Source organism: Nostoc sp. CALU 546 (assembly GCF_048836525.1).
This window is the reverse complement of sequence record NZ_JAWJTF010000115.1, coordinates 1-18,394: the sequence shown is the minus strand read 5'-3', so window position 1 is coordinate 18,394 and position 18,394 is coordinate 1. Positions and strand designations below refer to the sequence as shown.

The window sequence follows — 18,394 nt, the reverse complement described above, 5'->3', positions numbered from 1 at the left end:
TGCCTCCTGCCTTTTCAAGATTACTGTCGTTCAAAGATAAATATAATTGAGGCTGGTTTTTTGCTTATGGGGTGAGACGGCTCCAGTAACTTTAGTAATTGGTAGTTCCTGAGATGGAACTCAGCAATCCATGATTCAACCGTTCTGAAGTACCAGGGCGCAGGATGACATGACCCATCTCCGACTCCTGTCCAGGAAGTTTCGCGCCACCCACTTTTATATGGGGAATCACCACAAACAAGATGAGGATGAAGTGTTTGAATAATTATTTTGCCCTTAGACTCCAACATACTCTGACCCGCCTCAGCGATCTCACCAAGAGCACGTTCCCCAAGAATGGAAAAGTTGCAGATGAAGCAGGAGAACTGATTAATACTGCCAAATCTCTGTGACGGAAGATCCGAATACGAAGATACAACAAAGCGGATATCGCCCATACACCGTGCTGATTCGATTAGATTGCTAATGGCATCAACTCCCCAGCCATTAAACCCGCGATCCCAGAGTTCACGGCATAACCACCCTTCACCACACCCGATATCCAAGAACGTTCTCGGTTCAAAATCAACTACAGCTTCTACAATCGCTCTATCTGTGACAAGAACACGGCTCTCAAGAAGCTTGTCACGAACTATACGTGTCCACGGTTTGGCATTCACTACCCATGAATGAAGAATTCGTTGTTCGTTCTGATCCATAAATTGAACTAATCAATTGCTACGTCAAGAAAGAAATTCTTGAATAGGGTACTGGGGATTGGGAAAATTTGAAGGGGATTCAGATCCCAACCGAATCTTACTGGTATTTTCTTCCCCAGTCCCCCTCCCTAGTCCCCAGTACCCAGTACCCAGTCCCCAGTCCCGGATAACTCATTACTCACCTTCAAATGCGGAAATTGGGGAATCTTCGCTACTTACATGCGTACTTACAGTACTTTCATATAAACTTTATGAAATATTTTTATTTTCAACACAAGTATTTTATGTCTTGATTAATTTATACTATAGGATGAAAAATAAACAATTGCATGTATTATGGGATTGTTTTGCTAAAAGGTGCAAAATCCTTCTAACTGAATTCTGTAGACATAGTAAGAGGTTTACTTTTAGCATTACCAACAAGCTATGAAAAATTGATGAATAACCTATTATAAATTATGGATAGAAGTTGTTTTATTTAGTGATTTCAGTTTATACATTAGGTAATATTAATTTGTAATTTATGAGTTAATCTCAAACTGAGTTGGCGGTTGAATGGCATAAGAGGTTGTTTGAAAAGTAGTATGTTGTGATTTTAATCAAACTATTACCCCCTTATAAAGGGGGTAAACAATAAAATCCAGTTCCCTCACGCCACATGCTTCAAGTCGGCGAAGCCGCCCAACGCAGTGGCTCCCCTTTATAAGGGGAGGGCTAGGGTGGGGTAAAAAAATTTTATACATCAATCATGACTTTTCAAACATCCTCTAAGAATAAAATACTTTTAGCCCTTGTAATACTTCTGATAGTAGCATTGGAACTAAAATGCATGTATTTAATAATCAATCGAATCTAGCGATAACAATAACATTTTTGCCACGTTTACTAAGGCTTTGAGGAAATTGAAAAATACATGAAAAAGCAATCGTCACAGAACTGGAAGATTCCTAAATCTTGGTTACGTTTTATAGTCATAATCCTAGTAGTAATAGGTGTATTTTTTCGATTTGTTAATATTGATCAAAAACTTTATTGGGGTGATGAGGTTTTCTCCTCATTACGCACATCTGGCTATATGCAGTCAGAAATGAAGGAGCAATTAAATAATGGTCGTTTACTTACCATAGAAGATTTACATAAATACCAGTATCCTAATTCTGAAAAAAACGCCATTGATACAATCAAAGGTATTATGTTAGAAGACTCTCAGATTTTGCCGCTATACATTTTGATGACCCGATTTTGGGTAGAATGGTTTGGCAATTCTGTAGCAGTGATGAGAAGTTTTTCGGTATTTACTAGTCTGCTGACTTTTCCTTGTCTTTATTGGCTATGTTTAGAATTATTTGAGTCTTCACTAGTAGGGTGGGTAGCTATCGGATTAGTAGCCGTTTCACCTATTCATATCGTATATGCACAAGAAACACGATCATATACTTTATTGATAGTAATCATCTTATTATCAAGTGCAGCACTACTGCGAGCGATGCGCCTTAAAACAAAGGTTAGTTGGTGCATTTATGCAGCAATATTACCAGTAGGGTTTTATACTCATCTATTTTTTACCTTAGTTGCTTTTGCACAGGGAATTTATGTAGTTACAATCGAACGTTTCCGATTGAGTAAAACTTTGATGTATTACCTGCTATCATCGCTTGCAGGCTTCATAACTTTTGTACCTTGGATTTGGATTATTATTAACAACCCTCAGGTAGAAGCAGTAGCTTGGACAAATACTAAACAAACATTATTTGCTTCATCTGCAAGGTGGGCTGGTATCTTTAGTCGCACGTTTATTGATTTAGGTATTAGCCCTAGCGATCCAGGAAAACTTAAGCTCGTCTTAATTCCTTTTATTTTAATTATTTTAGCTCTAATAAGCTACTCAATTTATTTTCTCTGTCGAAGAACCTCTAAAGAAGTTTGGTTATTTGTCTTAACTTTGATTGGAGCAGTAGCGCTTCCCCTATTTATAACGGATTTCGTCTTTCAAAAGCGATACGCTACTAGTAGATATACACTTCCTTCAGTTTTAGGTATACAGTTAGCTGTTGCTTACCTATTTACCACTAAGATCACGTCTATTTATACTAAAGCTTGGCAAAAAAAGCTTTGGTCATTTGTAGCATTTATGGTAATTATAGGCGGAATTATATCTTGTACAATCCACTCTCAATCTAAGATTTGGTGGAACCAATTTCCGGAAAAATATCAAGAATATCCTAAAATTGCTAACATTGCTAATCAAGCTAATAAACCGCTTTTAATTAGTGATGATAATAACTTAGTTCCACCAATACAAATACTTAGTTATTTAGTTGATCCAAAGGTGCGATTTCAAATCGTAGGAAAAAATCAGTTACCAGAGATTACTAATGGCTTTAGTGACATATTTTTGTTCTTGTACGAGCCGTCCGAGTTCTTGAAGGCTGGAGTTGAAAAAGTTTATAACTCAAAGTTACAGCAGGTAAACGACTATCTCTGGAAAATAACAAAACCTAACTAAAATAAGGATACGGGCACATCTACTCGCATTTCTCACAAGCTCAAGGCGTTTGATGGAGCAGAAGAGAAGTAATGAGTAATGAGTAATGAGTAATGAGTAATGAGTAATGAGTAATGAGTAATGAGTAATGAGTAAAAACTTCTTACTTCTTACTTCTCCCCTGCACAAGCGCAGGCTTTAAGAGGTGTGGTGAGAAATCCGGGATCTACCGGTTGAGAAACTACAAAGTGGAACCTAAAAGCAGACAGTTGGTATTTGAATATCCCTCGTAGGTTAAAAATTAATATCAATTAGCTGAATAAGTGGCACAATTAGAGCCAAAATATACTTTAATTAAAATCACAATTAAGTATATAGTTATACTGCCGCCGCTTATGTCATCGCCCCTTGAGCGCCCGCTAAAATTTGAAATCACACTGCCATCCTCCCATCCTCAGTTATTAGAAGGATTAGATATATGGCTGCGCTTAGGTTTGATATCCGATACCCAAGTTAGGCAGCTATGCCGAGAGTTTCTGGTGTGTCCGGTGGTGTTGCAAACCCAGGCTAAAGCTAAAAATAAGGTAGTATTTGCAACTTACGACCCCGTACAGCAGTTGCCTACAGCAGCTTTACAATCTAGTAGCCGTAGACAACCGCAACCAAAAGCAGCTCAACCCAACTTTATCAGCACAATGTTGCAGTCCTTGGGTGCAGAACTGAGTGTCCGTTGGCTGCTTTTTCTAGGGGTATTTCTGGTAGTGGTATCTTCTGGGGTACTGGCTGCAAGTCAGTGGGAGAGGTTTCCCGCTTCTGGACAGTATGGAGTTTTATTTGCTTATACTTTGACTTTTTGGGGGTTAAGCTTTTGGGCGGCTAGGCAAAATAACCTCAGATTGACGGCTCAAACTTTGCTGATTGTCACGCTTTTGTTAGTGCCAGTAAATTTTTGGGCAATGGATAGCTTTCGGTTGTGGCAAAATCCTTTGGATTGGATTGTAGTTGCGATCGCATCGCCGATACTCACTGCTATAACTGTTTTACTCTCCAAAAACCGGACTATTTTTGCCAATTTACATACAGGCAAATTACCTTTAGCAAATATTTTGGGGCTGAGTTATCTGCATTGGGGTTGGCAATTAAGAGGATTTCCCTTGATTGCCGTTTATGTGGCAATGATCGGCACAACTATTATTACCGTTTATCACAATATTTACCAACAACCGAATACTGTCAGCAGGCAAGATGGAAGCGATGGCAGGAGCTTAAATATTACTTTGTCTGCTGCTGTAATTATTTATGCTTTGATAGTTCTGCTAGTACGGGCAATTTTTGTTGCTGGGGTAAATGTTACCCATTTGGGGTTAGCTATTGGTATTTGTGGTTGGTTAGTGACTTGGTTGGTACAGCAGGGATGGGAGAGGGCAGTAACATTAATATCCTCCTCATCTTCCTCATCTCCCTCATCTCCCCCATCCCCCTCATCCCTCTTACTTTGGGAAAAACTTGGTGGCATTTTAATCTTTCTGGGTTGGCTGGTTTCAGTAGTTAATTATCCTTGGCAAGCGATCGCTGTGAGTGGTTTGGGTTTGTGGTTTGTGGGAAGTCGCTTGTGGCGCTACAGTTTAAAGGTAGACTTCGCAGCAGTTTTCGTCATTGGCTTACAGACGATTTGGCTGGGTTGGCGGTTAGTGCCTGATAGCCTCCAGAAATTAGCGATCGCAACTGGTACTCAACTCACCAATTCTCAAAATGAACCTTGGGCGTTACTGGGTGTCGCTTTATTTCCCTACATAGTTTTGATGGTGGCGCTCACAGATCGCTTGTATCGCAGGCAAAATCGAGAATTAGCTAAATTTGGCGAACTCCTCACCCTCTTATTTGGAACTTTTTTAACAACGATCGCTTTAGTAAACCCCACATTGCGATCGCTAAATCTGCTATTTTCTACCGCCACTCTCGCATTCGTCACCAAACGCCACTCCATTGATTCTTCCCCCTCTCTTCCCCTGGTGTATCTAACTCACATCATGGGGGTGCTGACATTTTGCTCTACCATTAATTGGCTGTTACCAACCCTAACTAATCAAGCCTGGGCAAGTATTTTATTAGCTTTAATGGTTGCAGAATGGGGATTTAGCCTGAGTGATGGACAATGGCGACGTAGTGCATGGGATATCGGTTTAGGGTTAGCCGCCGCTAGTTTTTTCTTATTGTGGATAAATGCAGAATCATCTTGGTATGGCATACCTGATAGCCAAGCTCATTGGGGAGTCTTATGGCTAGTTACGCCTTTAGCTCTCACAGGTGTTGCCAATCGGACAATTATCGAGCGTCAGATTCCTAGCCGTTACTTGAGTGTCTTGGCTGTGGCAGTTGCCCAGTTACTTACTTTACAGCTACCAGGAACTCGATTAATCGGTTTGGCTGTGGGTGCAGGATTGATGTTTGCAAATACGCACTATTTGCGAAACCAGACATCTGCGGTAATTACAGAAGGATTTGCTCTGAGTTTCATTGGGGCGCTGCTATGGACGGGTGTGCCTGGTTTACCTCGCCTCGCCCTAGCTGGTTGGTTTGTTGTAGGAGCGATAGCAACCCTAAGTCTATGGTTAGCGCGGACAATTTTGAGCCGACGCGGTAACGAATTAGGAGTTATTTATGCAGCCGCAAGTGATAAATGGGCGATCGCCTTGTGTGGTTTTGAGTTGTTGGGTTTGACACTATATTCAGTGCTGATTTACCGAGGGTTTACTACTTCAGGATTTTTGTACTTAATTGCGACTGCGATCGCTTTGGCAGCCATTGTTTATCGCAGTTGGCGCGAACCGACCAATTGGGCATTTTATGGCATCGGTTGGTGTTTGGAATTGTTGACTGCTCAGGTGTTGGGATTTGGGGAACGATCAATTGTTAGGATAGCAATCGCAAATATCGCATTAGGCTTAATTGCTCAACTTTTCGGAGAGTGGTGGCGGCGACGACATCAATTAGAAAGGCTTCCTAGCAGTTTTCACGTTTTGCCATTAATTTATGGCGCATTCAGTGTATTGCTACGTTTGAACACCTTCACCGAGTGGACTGGTTTATACTCCTTGGGTGTAGCTTTAATTATCATTGGCGTGGGGCGACGACGCGAGAGCTTTAAACCCCTGCTGTATTTAGGAATTATTGGCGTATCAATTTCTGCCTATGAACTTTTGTTCTATCAAATGTTGCAAGCTTCAGGAGGAGCATTAGGTGATGGATTGATTGCCATGTCTGCTCTTGGCGCCAGTATCATGTATGCTTACCGCATTCTGTCGCCTTGGCTTGTCAGCTACTTACGCTTAACTCCTCAAGAATTGAAAGGAATTGCCCATATTCACTGGGCTTGGAGTAGCTGTTTATTAATGGCTGCCATTCCTCTTCCCATTGGAGTTAACCGTTTGGTGGGATTGGGAACGGGGGTATTTTTGATTCGTTATGCCATCTTTCAGGGACGAAATTCGCAGACTTCCCCCCGTATCTTCGGAGGAATCACAATCGCCGAGATGTGGGTTTACCTTGGCTTATTAGAGGTAGCCGGTATGAGGGTTTATTGGCGCGAGACAGCAGTAGGAAAATTTTGGGCTGGGCCATTAGTTCCTTGGAATGGTGCGATCGCCTGTGTGGTAGCCTATTTTCTATACATTCTGCCTTGGGAAAGTTGGGGTTGGTCAAAAAGACCTTGGCAGCTTGCTGCTTACATCACACCACTGATAATTTTATGGGAAACCAGACTGCAAACTTACCCCATTACTTTGGTACTCGTAGCTGGATTTTACATCTTCCTGGCAAAAGTGGGTGAAAACATCCGTTTTACATATATCAGTGTAGCGTTGATTGATTGGGCACTTTTCCGTTGGTTTGATTCCTTACGCCTAACTGATGCTTTGTGGTATGTAACACCAATTGGGTTATCACTGCTTTATATTGCTCAAGTAGATACCCAACTAAGACTACCAGAGTATAAAGTTGCTCGTCATATTCTGAGAGTGCTAGGTAGCGGTTTAATTTGTGGGTGGGCAATTTTATTTAATCAAGACACAGCTTGGATACCCGGAATTTTCAGTCTCATCGCCATTTTTACCGGATTAGCTTTACGAGTCCGAGCTTTTCTTTACATTGGTACAGCCACTTTTTTAATTACTACTATCTATCAATCGGTAATTTTCAGTTTGCAGTACTCTTTTTTAAAATGGATTGTTGGCTTGCTAGTTGGTATCCTCCTGATTTATATCGCCGCCAACTTTGAAACCCGTCGTGCTCAAATAACTTCCTTAATTCGTAACGCTATTGATGAATTTCAATCATGGGATTGAAGAAGAATTCAGAAGTCAGAATTCAGGAGTCAGAATCAAGACGCTCTCTACGAGGCGCAACGCGTTCGCTATCAGTCGGAGATTCAGACCCGCGACTGATTGTTCGCGCTTGCGTCTCGTAGAGAAGACCACTAAATTTTCAATTTAGTGGGGGTGCAAAAACGCCGATTATTCAGACGCGACGCTCGAATACTCACTAACGCTGCGCTATCCGCCAGTCGTACAGAATTCATTCTGAATTCTGACTCCTGACTCCTGAATTCTGTTCAATAAGGCTGTTTATGGTAATTCTGCACGTACTTTCAGATTTCATCGACTGCGATTTTACTGTCAGCGACTCATCTTGTAGTTATTGGTACGAAGGGCGTTGTCCTCAAAGTGGCAATTGCCTAAAACTACCCCGTACCTCAATGTCCGAAGCGATCGCCAAGGGACTAATGAAACACCTTGCCAACAATGAAAAACTCCACCCACAAGGGGATGGAGTTTTTGGGCATGGGGAATCGGGCATAGGGAATAGGGAAGATGTTACCAATGCCCCATGCCCAGTGCCCCAAGCGACGGGGCGACTATCCCTCTACAGACACCTGGGAATGGAGTTTCCCGTCGCTTTCAATGAATGTTATTCTCGTGAAGGCAAAATGTATGGAATCCTATTGGTTGAACTGCCTAATGGCGAACAACGTGTACTCAAAGCCTTTTCCGGTCTTTTGAATGGTTGCAGTATTGTTGAGGGCTGGGTACCACCAATTCCAGGACGAGACGAAGTTGCTTTAGAGGAAGCCCACACTTTGGCACAGTTGGACGCAATTAAGCAGGAAATTCTTACCTTGAAGCAACTGACTGAACGCCAGCAGTATGAAACCCTGTTTAATGAGTTTGAGCAGCAGTTGCAAGCAATGAGCGATCGCCATCGCCATTGCAAACATCAACGACAGGAAAAACGTCAGCAAATCTGCAATACACTCACTTCAGAAGCACTGACTATTGCCCTTGAACAACTCGACGAAGAGAGTCGTCAGCAGGGAATTGAGCGACGACAACTTAAACGCCAGCAAAATGAAATATTACAGCCTCTACAACAGTTAATTGCAGCAACGGATGCGCGAATTAGCGAACTGAAACAACAGCGTAAAGCCCTATCCCGTCAACTCCAAGCTCAGATGCACGCTACCTACAGCCTGACAAATTTTTCTGGGCGATCGCAATCATTACAAGAATTGATGCCAGGAGGTTTGCCCACTGGTACAGGAGATTGTTGTGCCCCAAAACTGCTCCATTATGCTGCAACAAATAATCTCAAACCATTAGCAATGGCAGAATTTTGGTGGGGTGCATCTTCAGTAAATCAAGATAAAATCCAGGGAGAGTTTTACGGAGCCTGTGCGGAGCGATGTCAGCCATTAATGGGGTTTTTGCTCTCAGGATTAAGACCTAACCCCTTCCCTTGCAGGGAAGGGGGAGTAAGAAGCCTCTCTTTACCCATTCTTTATGAAGACGAATGGCTGATTGCTGTAAACAAACCTGCTGGATTACTTTCGGTACCTGGTCGTTATCGCGATCGCCAAGATAGTGTGTTGAGTCGCTTACGTAATTTGTTAGCTGATAGCATGGCACTGGTATCTGTGCATCGCTTAGATCAGGAAACTTCCGGGATTTTGTTGTTAGCACGCGATCGCCAAACTCATCGGCAACTCAGCCAGCAGTTTCAGCAACGGCAGATTCACAAGGTTTATGAAGCCATACTTTCCGGTGCTGTGAAAGTTGAGCAAGGTGTGATTGATTTACCACTATGGGGAGATACGGAAAATCGCCCTGAGCAAAAAGTTGATTGGCAACATGGCAAACCCAGCTTGACACACTTCCAGGTAATGGCGAGAGAAGGAGATTACACCCGCATAGAATTTACGCCGCTAACAGGACGCACTCATCAGTTGAGGGTTCATGCAGCTGATGCACGAGGACTTGGGGTAACTATTTTAGGCGATCGCCTTTATGGATGCTGTGCAGTTACTAGTCGGTTACATTTGCACGCCAGAGAACTTCGCTTTGAGCATCCGCAGTTAGGAAAAACCCTGCATTTACAAGCAATTACCCCCTTTTAAAACCACAAGAACCCCAAATAGCTAAAGCGTAGCTTTATGAAAAAAGTGAAGGTTTAAAACCGTACTTCGTCCCGCTACGCGCTTTCGCCCGCAAGTAGCGTGAAACAGTCCTTGTATCCCAAGGTAGGTAGAAACCCCACCCCGGAGTGTCTGTCTTGATTCAATTGCGTTAGCGCAGCGGGGCGTTAGCAAGAGTGCGAATTGCGAATTGCTTTCATCTTCCCTAACAGCTAGCCTATTGCTTTTTAAATTTGTATGTGATAGTTTCTGCTTGTAGTTAATGATCGGTTATCCTACCGACTTACCGTATTTAGGAAAATTAATATCATAAACTAAGTTATACGGAAATAATATCATTCCTTGAAAATTCCTAAATAAGCAGTTAAAGACAAGAGTGCTGGAAAATTAAAAATTCAAAATAGCATGACTAAAGTATTCATTCTTGACGCCAACCAACAACCGTTATATCCAGTACGCATCAGCCATGCTAGGCTGCTATTGTCACAAGGTAAAGCTACTGTATTCCAGCGATATCCTTTTACTATCATTCTGAAGGAGTCCCTTTCTCATCTAAAACTTGAGCAACTTGGCTTCAAGATTCATCCTGGTATTAAAATAAATCGTAATTGAATTCTTAATTACGAATTACGAATTACGACTTAGTTATTAATTTTAGTCGCCTCCTCAACAGAGGAATATAGATGACGAACCACACTATTTTAGAACCGTTACCAGAAGACCAATGGTTTATTGAAAGTCAGGAACTACGATCCTTTGTAGCAACAGTGCAGGAAATTAGCGCTAGTACTGTTGACGATCGCACACAAACTCTAGCTAGATTAGAACCCTATTTTCAAGAACTCCTTGCCCAACAGGAATGGCTACCCCAAAAGTTTGCCCAAGTCAATCCTGAAAGCCGGATGGGTGGCGGTATTGGTCAGTGGCTACTTTATCGCGCCAAAGACCGTTCCCTGTCAGTTTTCAGCTTGGTGATTCCTCCAGGTTCCACGACTCCCGTCCACGACCATTTAGCCTGGGGATTGATTGGTTTATACAAAGGCAATCAAGAAGAAACAGTCTATCGCCGTGTAGATAACGGTGATGCCGAAGGACACGCACAATTACAAGTAACTGAAGTGCGTATGCTCCAACCAGGGGATATCTACCGCCTCTTACCCCCAGATGGTGATATCCACGCCGTCAAAACCACATCCCAGAACGCATCTGTATCCATTCATATCTTGGGTAATGATACTGGTTGCGTCTTGCGTCACCAGTTCATCCCAGAATTTCACAGCGTCAAATCCTTTCGCTCTGGATATTCCAACGCTCCCTGTAAAGAGGAGGAGGAAAAAGAACATGCCCAAGTACGATAGACCACAACCCCCAGTATTCGAGCGAGTTGAAGACGAACGTCTGCACCGCAAACAACGCCTAGCCGCTGCCTTTCGCCTATTTGGTAAATTTGGTTTCAGCGAAGGAATCGCAGGCCATATTACGGCTCGCGATCCGGAGTTTACAGACCATTTTTGGGTCAATCCATTAGGCACATACTTCGGTCATATCCGTGTTTCTGACCTGATCTTAGTTAACAAAGAAGGTGAGGTGGTTAAAGGCGATGCTCAGGTAAATCAAGCTGCTTTCGCCATCCATTCTCAGATTCATGAAGCTCGACCTGATGTAATTGCAGCAGCTCACGCCCATTCACTTTATGGTAAAGCCTGGTCTAGTTTGGGGCGTCTCCTTGACCCCTTGACTCAAGATTCTTGTGCTTTTTACGAAGACCATGCCCTCTTTGACGATTTCACAGGTGTTGTTTTAGAAACTTCTGAAGGTCAACGACTGGCGCAATCTTTAGGGCCAAAGAAAGCCATAATCCTACGTAACCACAGCATTTTAACTGTGGGACATACAGTAGATGAAGCTGCATTTTGGTACATTAGCTTAGAGCGATCGTGCCAAGCCCAACTACTAGCAGAAGCTGCCGGTAGACCAACTATTATCAAACACGAAACAGCCCGTTTAACACAAACTCAAGTGGGGTCACATACAAGTGGGTGGTTCAGTTTCCAGCCCCTTTATGACAGGATTGTGCGCGAAGAACCTGATTTGCTAAATTAACGCTGTGTTTTTTGGCACTGGGATAAATAAGTAGGGAAGGAGTAATTTACTATCGGGCCTCCTGCCTCTATTTTTTGTGTCAAATTTCCCTAAACTTATCTATATACTCCGGTAAACCTATAAGTTTATAGTATTCGTATAGCTCAAAGAAATCATTTTGATGATTAACCTAATCTTTCGCCGTTTTATTGCCAAGTGGATATCGTGGATCAAATTCAGGAATATCCCATTTAACAACCAACAGAAGTTATTCTTCTCTTCTTCTCCTTTACCAATAGCGGGGGCTTTTGTTACAGGGCTGTGTTTAAGCTTGCTATTTGCTGCTTGTTCATCGACATCTACTGTTAATTCTTCTAATCCTAGTGCTACGCCTGTTAGTAATTCTGCTTCCAGCAAAGCCACAGTAGTCAGATTTGGCTATCAAAAATCGAATATTTTGCTGAAAACCAAAGGTGTCTTAGAAAAACGTTTGTCACCAGATAGTATATCTGTAGAATGGATCGAATTTCCTGCGGGGCCACAATTGCTAGAAGCGATGAATGTCGGTAGTATTGACTTCGGACATGTAGGAGAATCACCACCGATATTTGCCCAAGCAGCAGGAGCGTCATTAACTTACGTGGCTGGTATTGCTGCTAGTCCTGCTGGTTCAGCAATTCTTGTTCCCCAGAATTCCTCAATTCAAAAACTTACTGACCTGAAAGGTAAAAAAATTGCCTTTCAAAAAGGTTCTAGCGCCCACTTATTATTAGTCCAAGCTTTAGAAAAAGCGGGATTGAAATATACAGATATTGATCCTAAATATTTGCCTCCCGCTGATGCCCGCGCTGCATTTGTTAAGGGTAGTGTAGATGCTTGGGTAATTTGGGATCCTTTCTATGCAGCCGCTCAAGAGGCAACTAAAGCCAGAGTCCTGATTGATGGAACAGGAATTAATAAACAGGGAGGATATTATTTGACAACCCGCAAATTTGTCACCGAAAATCCCCAAACCGTGAAGGCAGTTTTAGAGGAAATTCAAAACTTAGAAGAATGGTCTAAACAGCATCGAGAAGAAGTAGCGCAAACTCTCTCATCTGTGCTAGGAATTGACATAATAACCATGAGGAAAGCTACTAATAGGCGAACTTTTGGTATTGTGCCAATTGATGATAATCTGATAAATTTACAACAAACGGTTGCTGATACATATTATCAGTTAAAGCTGGTTCCTAAACAAGTGAATGTCAGAGATGGAGTGCTAAAAAAAGAACAATATGCTGCATTTTCACCAAAGATTTAGACCAGAATCATGAAGAGGAATACAGAAGTCATAATTCAGAATATTGCAACACATCCTTGGGTAAAGACGCGATGAATCGCGTCTCTACAAATGGTCTATTTGTTGCATTCTTTTTTCAAATTGATATCAGCTTTCGGCTATTGTTTGCGTAAATCCTACTGAATTCTGATCGGAGGCGGAGCGTCTTTGGCTCCGCTCCTGAATTCTTCTTTATAAAACAACTGACAATTTTTGAAATGTAAATCTTGGAATTAATTATGACTAATCCAACAGAACTACTGCGATCGCGCTACGGTGAAATTCCCTTCAATCCTGAAATTGAATGGAATGATTCTCTGACAGCACTGCTATCTCACCGTTCAATCCGGTCTTATCTATCCGATCCTCTACCATCAGGAACTCTGGAGTTACTCATTGCAGCCGCCCAATCTGCATCCACTTCTTCTAATTTACAAACCTGGAGTGTGGTAGCAGTTGAAGATCAACAGCGCAAAGAGGAGTTATCCAAGCTAGCGGGAAACCAAGCACATATTAAGCAGGTGCCTTTATTCTTGGTTTGGTTAGCAGACTTGGCGCGTCTAAGTTACGTTGCTGACAGTCGCGGCATATCTCATGATGCGCTGGAATATTTGGAAATGTTTGTAATGGCAACAATTGATGCAACGTTGGCAGCGCAAAACGCCGCAGTTGCAGCTGAATCACTCGGTTTGGGAACAGTATACATTGGCGGAATCAGGAACCGCCCGCAAGAGGTAGCAGAGATATTAAATTTGCCGTCCTCGGTGTATGCTGTATTTGGGCTGTGTGTGGGCTATCCGAATCCTGAAGTAGAAGCAGCGATTAAACCAAGGTTGCCGCAGTCAGCGATACTTCACCGTGAAACCTATAAGTTTGCCGAGCAAGAAGAAGCGATCGCTCACTACAACGACATTATCAAAGAATTCTATACTGAACAAAAGATGAATGTCCCTGGCGATTGGTCAGAACACTCAGCCCAACGCATCGCAACTGTAGAGTCATTGAGAGGACGCGATCGCTTGCGTGAAGCTCTCAATAACCTTGGCTTCAAATTGCGATAAAGAGTGCTGAGTTGCGAGTGCTGAGTACCAAAGTACTCTTCTTCTTATTCAGCACAGGCGTTGCATATTTGCGGGATGATTTTGCTAGTTTTGTGGGATGGGCCGAAAAGCCATTGGTGTCAACTTAAGCCAAAAATAGCGTACTGATTGGGTGTTGTTCACCCGCCAGGGATTGTAAATCCCTGACTAATTGCTCAAGTCTACTGAAGTAGACTGAAAATTTTTGCGCTCTAAAGTCCTCTTCAGAGGACTTTAACTATGGGGACGTGCGGTTTCGCGTTAAGTTGACACCAGTGGCATCTTGCCCATCCCTTGTATTTCAGGGTTCTCGTGTCGCCCACCCTACAAGAATCATCCCTTGATTCAGCAATGCCTTTTAATAAAGTATCGTGGATTTTCTGTGCTAAACCTTCTCTTGTGAAGAAGAATTCAGAAGTCAGAATGGGCTAAACGCCCCGCTATCGCTAACAGGACTCAGAATCAAGACGCTCTCTACGAGACGCTAAAAGCGAACGCAGACTCGCTATCAGTCGGGGATTCAGACCCGCGAATGATTGAAGACCACCAAATTTTCAATTTGGTGGGGGTCTTAAACCCAATTATTCATCCGCCAGTCATACAGAATTCATTCTGAATTCTGACTCCTGACTCCTGACTCCTGAATTCTGTTCGATAAAACTCTCAATACGCTACAACAGAAAAAACTCTCTGTTAAACCTGTGAAAAAACGAGTAACACTCACCTTCCCGAAACGCGCCGTGCAAATGCCTGTCACTTATGTACTGGCTAAAGAGTTCAACGTCGCCGCCAATATTATCCGCGCCCAAGTTGCCCCAAATCAAATTGGCAAACTGGTAGTGGAACTAGCGGGAGATATCGATCAATTAGATGCGGCGATCGAGTGGATGCGATCGCGCCATGTTAATGTTTCTTATACTTTAGGCGAAATTGCGATCGACGAGGATGCCTGTGTCCACTGTGGTTTGTGTACTGGGGTTTGTCCTACCGAAGCCCTTACCCTCCATCCAGAGACATACAAATTGACATTCACGCGATCGCGCTGTATTGTCTGCGAACAGTGTATTCCCAGTTGTCCCGTACAAGCAATCTCCACTAACCTTTAACAATCCAAAATCAAAATTGATACTAGCCTAGCTTGAACACATCCGCAATTACACTAGCATCACCCACTAGCCTAGTTTTTGCTGGAGAGTCATAAACTACCAATAGTGAAGGTATACCAGCGACATCTTGAAACAGCGTCATTCCCTCAGCATGGTCTTCCCGATTTCCGTATGGAATATCTTGCACAAAATCTGGATTTATGAAGGCATTTTCTCTCGAATTCACACCATTTACCCAACGATAAACTTGCACGGGGCCATCTAAATCCATCGTTGGCCCAGCTAAAATCAACAAATCTTTTCCATCTACATACAAATCCCGAATTCCCAAACCATTCAACCAGATAAAATGCTTTTTATATAACTCCTTCACTTCCCCAATTTGGCTCAGTTTCATCAGTCCAGCAGTAGAATCTTCTAACTCTATTTCCAATACCACAGCCCAACCCCGCAATACAGGGCCGCGTAAACCCAAAAAAACGCGGTTTTGATAAATGCCTATTCCTTCAATATCAAAGCCATTATCTTTTCCGGGAATTGCTGCCTTAATGAACGAGCCTAAATGTGGGTCATCTACTAAAGCTGTCATTAGCAAATTACCTTCGCTTGTCACCTCTAGTTTAGCGGCATTCAATTGCACATCTGGCTTTTGGGGGTGTGGGCAAGATGAGACTAACTTACCGTCTATCAGAGGAATCCGTCCTAAGACGTAACGATTAGGTTCTGATTCAATTTTTGCTAGCCTTTTAAAGTTTTTGGCATCATCTTTATCAGGTTTGGGTTTTTTGCGTTTGTAGCTGTGAGAACCAACAAACCATAAGTAATGATCAGTATAAGCTAGTCCTTCTATATCAATTTCTTCCTCTTCTGGTGCAGGTAAATTGATAAATTCTGCTACTCTAAATTGTTGGTGATCTGTAAATTTATCAGTATCAACCAAAGAGAGGCGTTCAATAGTTGAAGTTTCATCTGACCCCAACCATAAATACTTCTGATGTGTAAGCAGTACTGCTGATAAGTCTTTTCTATGTTCTTTAAAATTATCTACAAAAGTCAAGGAAACTTGATTTAGTAAATTTAATTTTGGCATTTCAAATCGTCTTTACGCTTAAAAAATCTTAATCATAGTAGTATAATATAAATTATAATTACTTCAAAAGAATTATTTAGAAATCATCACTTATATAAATCGCTAGGTGGATTTGCTATCTAGACCTTTGATAGATATTGAATACTTATAAAAAAGTATGCAACTATCAATAGTGATAAGAAAAGTTTACAATAATCATTGCATAAAAAAATATCACAAGTAGATGCAAATATTTAACTAATGTTATTATGCAATAACCTCATGAGGTAGTCATTAAGAGCAGTTATGAAATTAGCCACACAACCCACGGTAAAAACTCTAGGGGACTACGCCTACCAAGCGATTCAAAAACACTTTAAGAAAACCTTGAAGTGGGAAAAAGCAGTGAAGAAAGATGAAGATCCAGAAGCGCTGCACCAAATGCGAGTGGGAATGCGCCGCTTACGGACAGCGGTAACTCGGTTTGGGCTAGCGGTGGATGTGTCGAAACCAGTCAGCGATAAAAATATTGGTAAAATAGCTCGTCGTCTTGGTAGTCTGCGAGACTTAGATGTGCTCAAAGAAAGTTTGGAAAACAATTACAAACCAAACTTACCCCGTAAAGAGCAGGAATCTCTGCAAATCGCCTTCACAGCTTTGGCTAAACAACGTGAAGATGTACTATCAAGTGTACAGAAAACCTTAAAGAATGAATCTTACAAGTCTCTAAAAGATGCATTAGATAAGTGGTTAGAGAAACCCAGTTATCAACCTTTTGCATCTGTTACTATTCAGCAAGTGCTACCAGACTTACTTTTACCAGAAGTGAGTAACTTCTTATTGCATCCGGGTTGGCTAGTTGGCACTGAAATTGTGGACTCAGAACTGAAAATTCAGAAAAACTGGGAACCAGAAAAAATCGAAAAAAAATTAGCAACAGAAGGCGAAGTTCTTCATAGTTTGCGAAAAGAAGCTAAACGTGTACGTTACCAGATGGAGTTATTTAGTGACTTATATGGTGAGTCTTACGCAGCTTATATTACAGAAGTGAAAAGTATCCAAGAAATTTTGGGTACTATGCAAGATAGTGCGGTTTTAACTGAGTGGCTTGCAGATGTATTCAAGTCAGAACTTCAGACATTGCCCACCCTTGTTAGTTTGTTAACTGAAAATCGTTACCAGTCGTGGCAGCAATGGCAACCTTTGCAAGAACGGTATCTGAAAACTGAAACTAGACATAGTTTTCATTTAACAATATTGCACCCGCTTTCAGGAGTAATAAATTAAAAGTTACTCTTGGTTGGGCAAGGATTGGACTAACGAACAGACAATTGAATAGGAGCCTCTAGAGACAAAACATAAACACTGCTCTGAGGAATTTGTACAATACGGGTATTTTCGGCGGAACGCAAACCTGAAATTATTCCAACAGCGCTTCCTAGCATAGCTCCCCGGTCAAACTGTTCGGGATCACCTTGGCTAAAAAAGCCCAAGGTGCTTCCACCAATTCTGCCCCAAACAGAGCCATTCTCGACGGCTTTATCATTAGCTCGCATGTGGGTAATGGTAGTGCCGGGAATTATCTGACTTGATGCTTTAATTGAGACAATTCGACCGTTGACAACCAATGATTGCGCTATAATTTTAGCGCCTCCATCAATGGGTTTGATGGTAATAGTTACAGGGGTATTTTCTGGCGCTACAACATTACCTTGATTATCTTTAATAGCGCTAGCTAAAGGTAGTGTGAGAGGATAATCCTTTTTTTGGCCAACATCTACGGTAACGGATGCTGGAAATGAGACAATAATCGCTGTATCTTGAGGAATGTTAATCTCTTGATTGACTGCTTGAGTTGGCTGAGTTGGCTGAATCATTACTGGTTGAGCGTTCGCTGGTAGGATGATGGAACCCAACACAGATATAGAACAGGCGAGGCTCAACAACATTTGCATTTTCATGACCGTTTTTCCCTTTGATGTGAGTAGTTTTTTTAGGATTAAATCCCTTCACTCAATCAATAGGTTTGCAGTTATTGATTTATGCAAACGGTAGTAAAATCAGAACATCCTTGGGTAAAGACGCGAT

13 protein-coding genes are annotated in these 18,394 nt (G+C 42.1%); 10 read left to right on the top strand and 3 right to left on the bottom strand.

The features are described from left to right. Positions 1-20 precede the first annotated feature (20 nt). On the bottom strand, positions 21-698 hold the full coding sequence (locus RRG12_RS35840; protein WP_069073649.1) for a class I SAM-dependent methyltransferase: 678 nt from the start codon (positions 696-698) through the stop codon (positions 21-23). A 913-nt stretch (positions 699-1,611) separates the two neighbouring features. Between RRG12_RS35840 and RRG12_RS35835 the strand changes: the two genes are divergently transcribed. The 9 genes from RRG12_RS35835 to RRG12_RS35795 all read left to right on the top strand — a co-directional run bounded on the left by RRG12_RS35835 (position 1,612) and on the right by RRG12_RS35795 (position 15,237). Continuing rightward, complete coding sequence (locus tag RRG12_RS35835; protein ID WP_420762504.1) at positions 1,612-3,204, top strand: glycosyltransferase family 39 protein; 1,593 nt, start codon at positions 1,612-1,614, stop codon at positions 3,202-3,204. A 374-nt stretch (positions 3,205-3,578) separates the two neighbouring features. Next, positions 3,579-7,526, top strand: a complete 3,948-nt coding sequence (locus tag RRG12_RS35830; protein WP_420762503.1) for a DUF2157 domain-containing protein — start codon at positions 3,579-3,581, stop codon at positions 7,524-7,526. Between the two features lie 281 nt (positions 7,527-7,807). After that, complete coding sequence (locus RRG12_RS35825) at positions 7,808-9,631, top strand: pseudouridine synthase (RefSeq protein WP_420762502.1); 1,824 nt, start codon at positions 7,808-7,810, stop codon at positions 9,629-9,631. A gap of 423 nt (positions 9,632-10,054) precedes the next feature. Continuing rightward, a complete protein-coding gene (locus RRG12_RS35820) occupies positions 10,055-10,261 on the top strand; it encodes an RRXRR domain-containing protein (protein ID WP_069068524.1) in 207 nt (68 codons plus the stop codon). A gap of 71 nt (positions 10,262-10,332) precedes the next feature. Further along, positions 10,333-11,007, top strand: a complete 675-nt coding sequence (locus tag RRG12_RS35815) for a hypothetical protein (RefSeq protein ID WP_420762501.1) — start codon at positions 10,333-10,335, stop codon at positions 11,005-11,007. Next, positions 10,991-11,752 carry a class II aldolase/adducin family protein gene (locus RRG12_RS35810; protein WP_420762500.1) on the top strand — a complete coding sequence of 254 codons (762 nt, stop codon included), beginning with the start codon at positions 10,991-10,993 and terminating at the stop codon, positions 11,750-11,752. The genes RRG12_RS35815 and RRG12_RS35810 overlap by 17 nt, the downstream gene beginning before the upstream one ends. A 160-nt stretch (positions 11,753-11,912) precedes the next feature. After that, positions 11,913-13,034 (top strand): sulfonate ABC transporter substrate-binding protein, encoded by a 1,122-nt coding sequence (locus tag RRG12_RS35805; protein WP_420762499.1) that lies wholly within the window; start codon positions 11,913-11,915, stop codon positions 13,032-13,034. Between the two features lie 257 nt (positions 13,035-13,291). Continuing rightward, entirely contained in the window at positions 13,292-14,113 is an 822-nt protein-coding gene (locus RRG12_RS35800) for an NADPH-dependent oxidoreductase (RefSeq protein ID WP_420762498.1), read from the top strand. A gap of 719 nt (positions 14,114-14,832) precedes the next feature. Further along, positions 14,833-15,237 carry an NIL domain-containing protein gene (locus RRG12_RS35795; protein WP_181931101.1) on the top strand — a complete coding sequence of 135 codons (405 nt, stop codon included), beginning with the start codon at positions 14,833-14,835 and terminating at the stop codon, positions 15,235-15,237. A 22-nt stretch (positions 15,238-15,259) separates the two neighbouring features. Here RRG12_RS35795 and RRG12_RS35790 read toward each other — a convergent pair whose 3' ends face one another. Continuing rightward, positions 15,260-16,327: a DUF3616 domain-containing protein gene (locus RRG12_RS35790; RefSeq protein ID WP_420762497.1), complete on the bottom strand. Its 1,068-nt coding sequence runs from the start codon at positions 16,325-16,327 to the stop codon at positions 15,260-15,262. A 285-nt stretch (positions 16,328-16,612) separates the two neighbouring features. Between RRG12_RS35790 and RRG12_RS35785 the strand changes: the two genes are divergently transcribed. Beyond that, positions 16,613-17,593 carry a CHAD domain-containing protein gene (locus tag RRG12_RS35785; protein ID WP_420762496.1) on the top strand — a complete coding sequence of 327 codons (981 nt, stop codon included), beginning with the start codon at positions 16,613-16,615 and terminating at the stop codon, positions 17,591-17,593. A gap of 29 nt (positions 17,594-17,622) precedes the next feature. Here the strand turns inward: RRG12_RS35785 and RRG12_RS35780 are convergent, their stop codons facing one another. Continuing rightward, a complete protein-coding gene (locus RRG12_RS35780) occupies positions 17,623-18,267 on the bottom strand; it encodes a hypothetical protein (RefSeq protein ID WP_420762495.1) in 645 nt (214 codons plus the stop codon). Positions 18,268-18,394 lie beyond the last annotated feature (127 nt).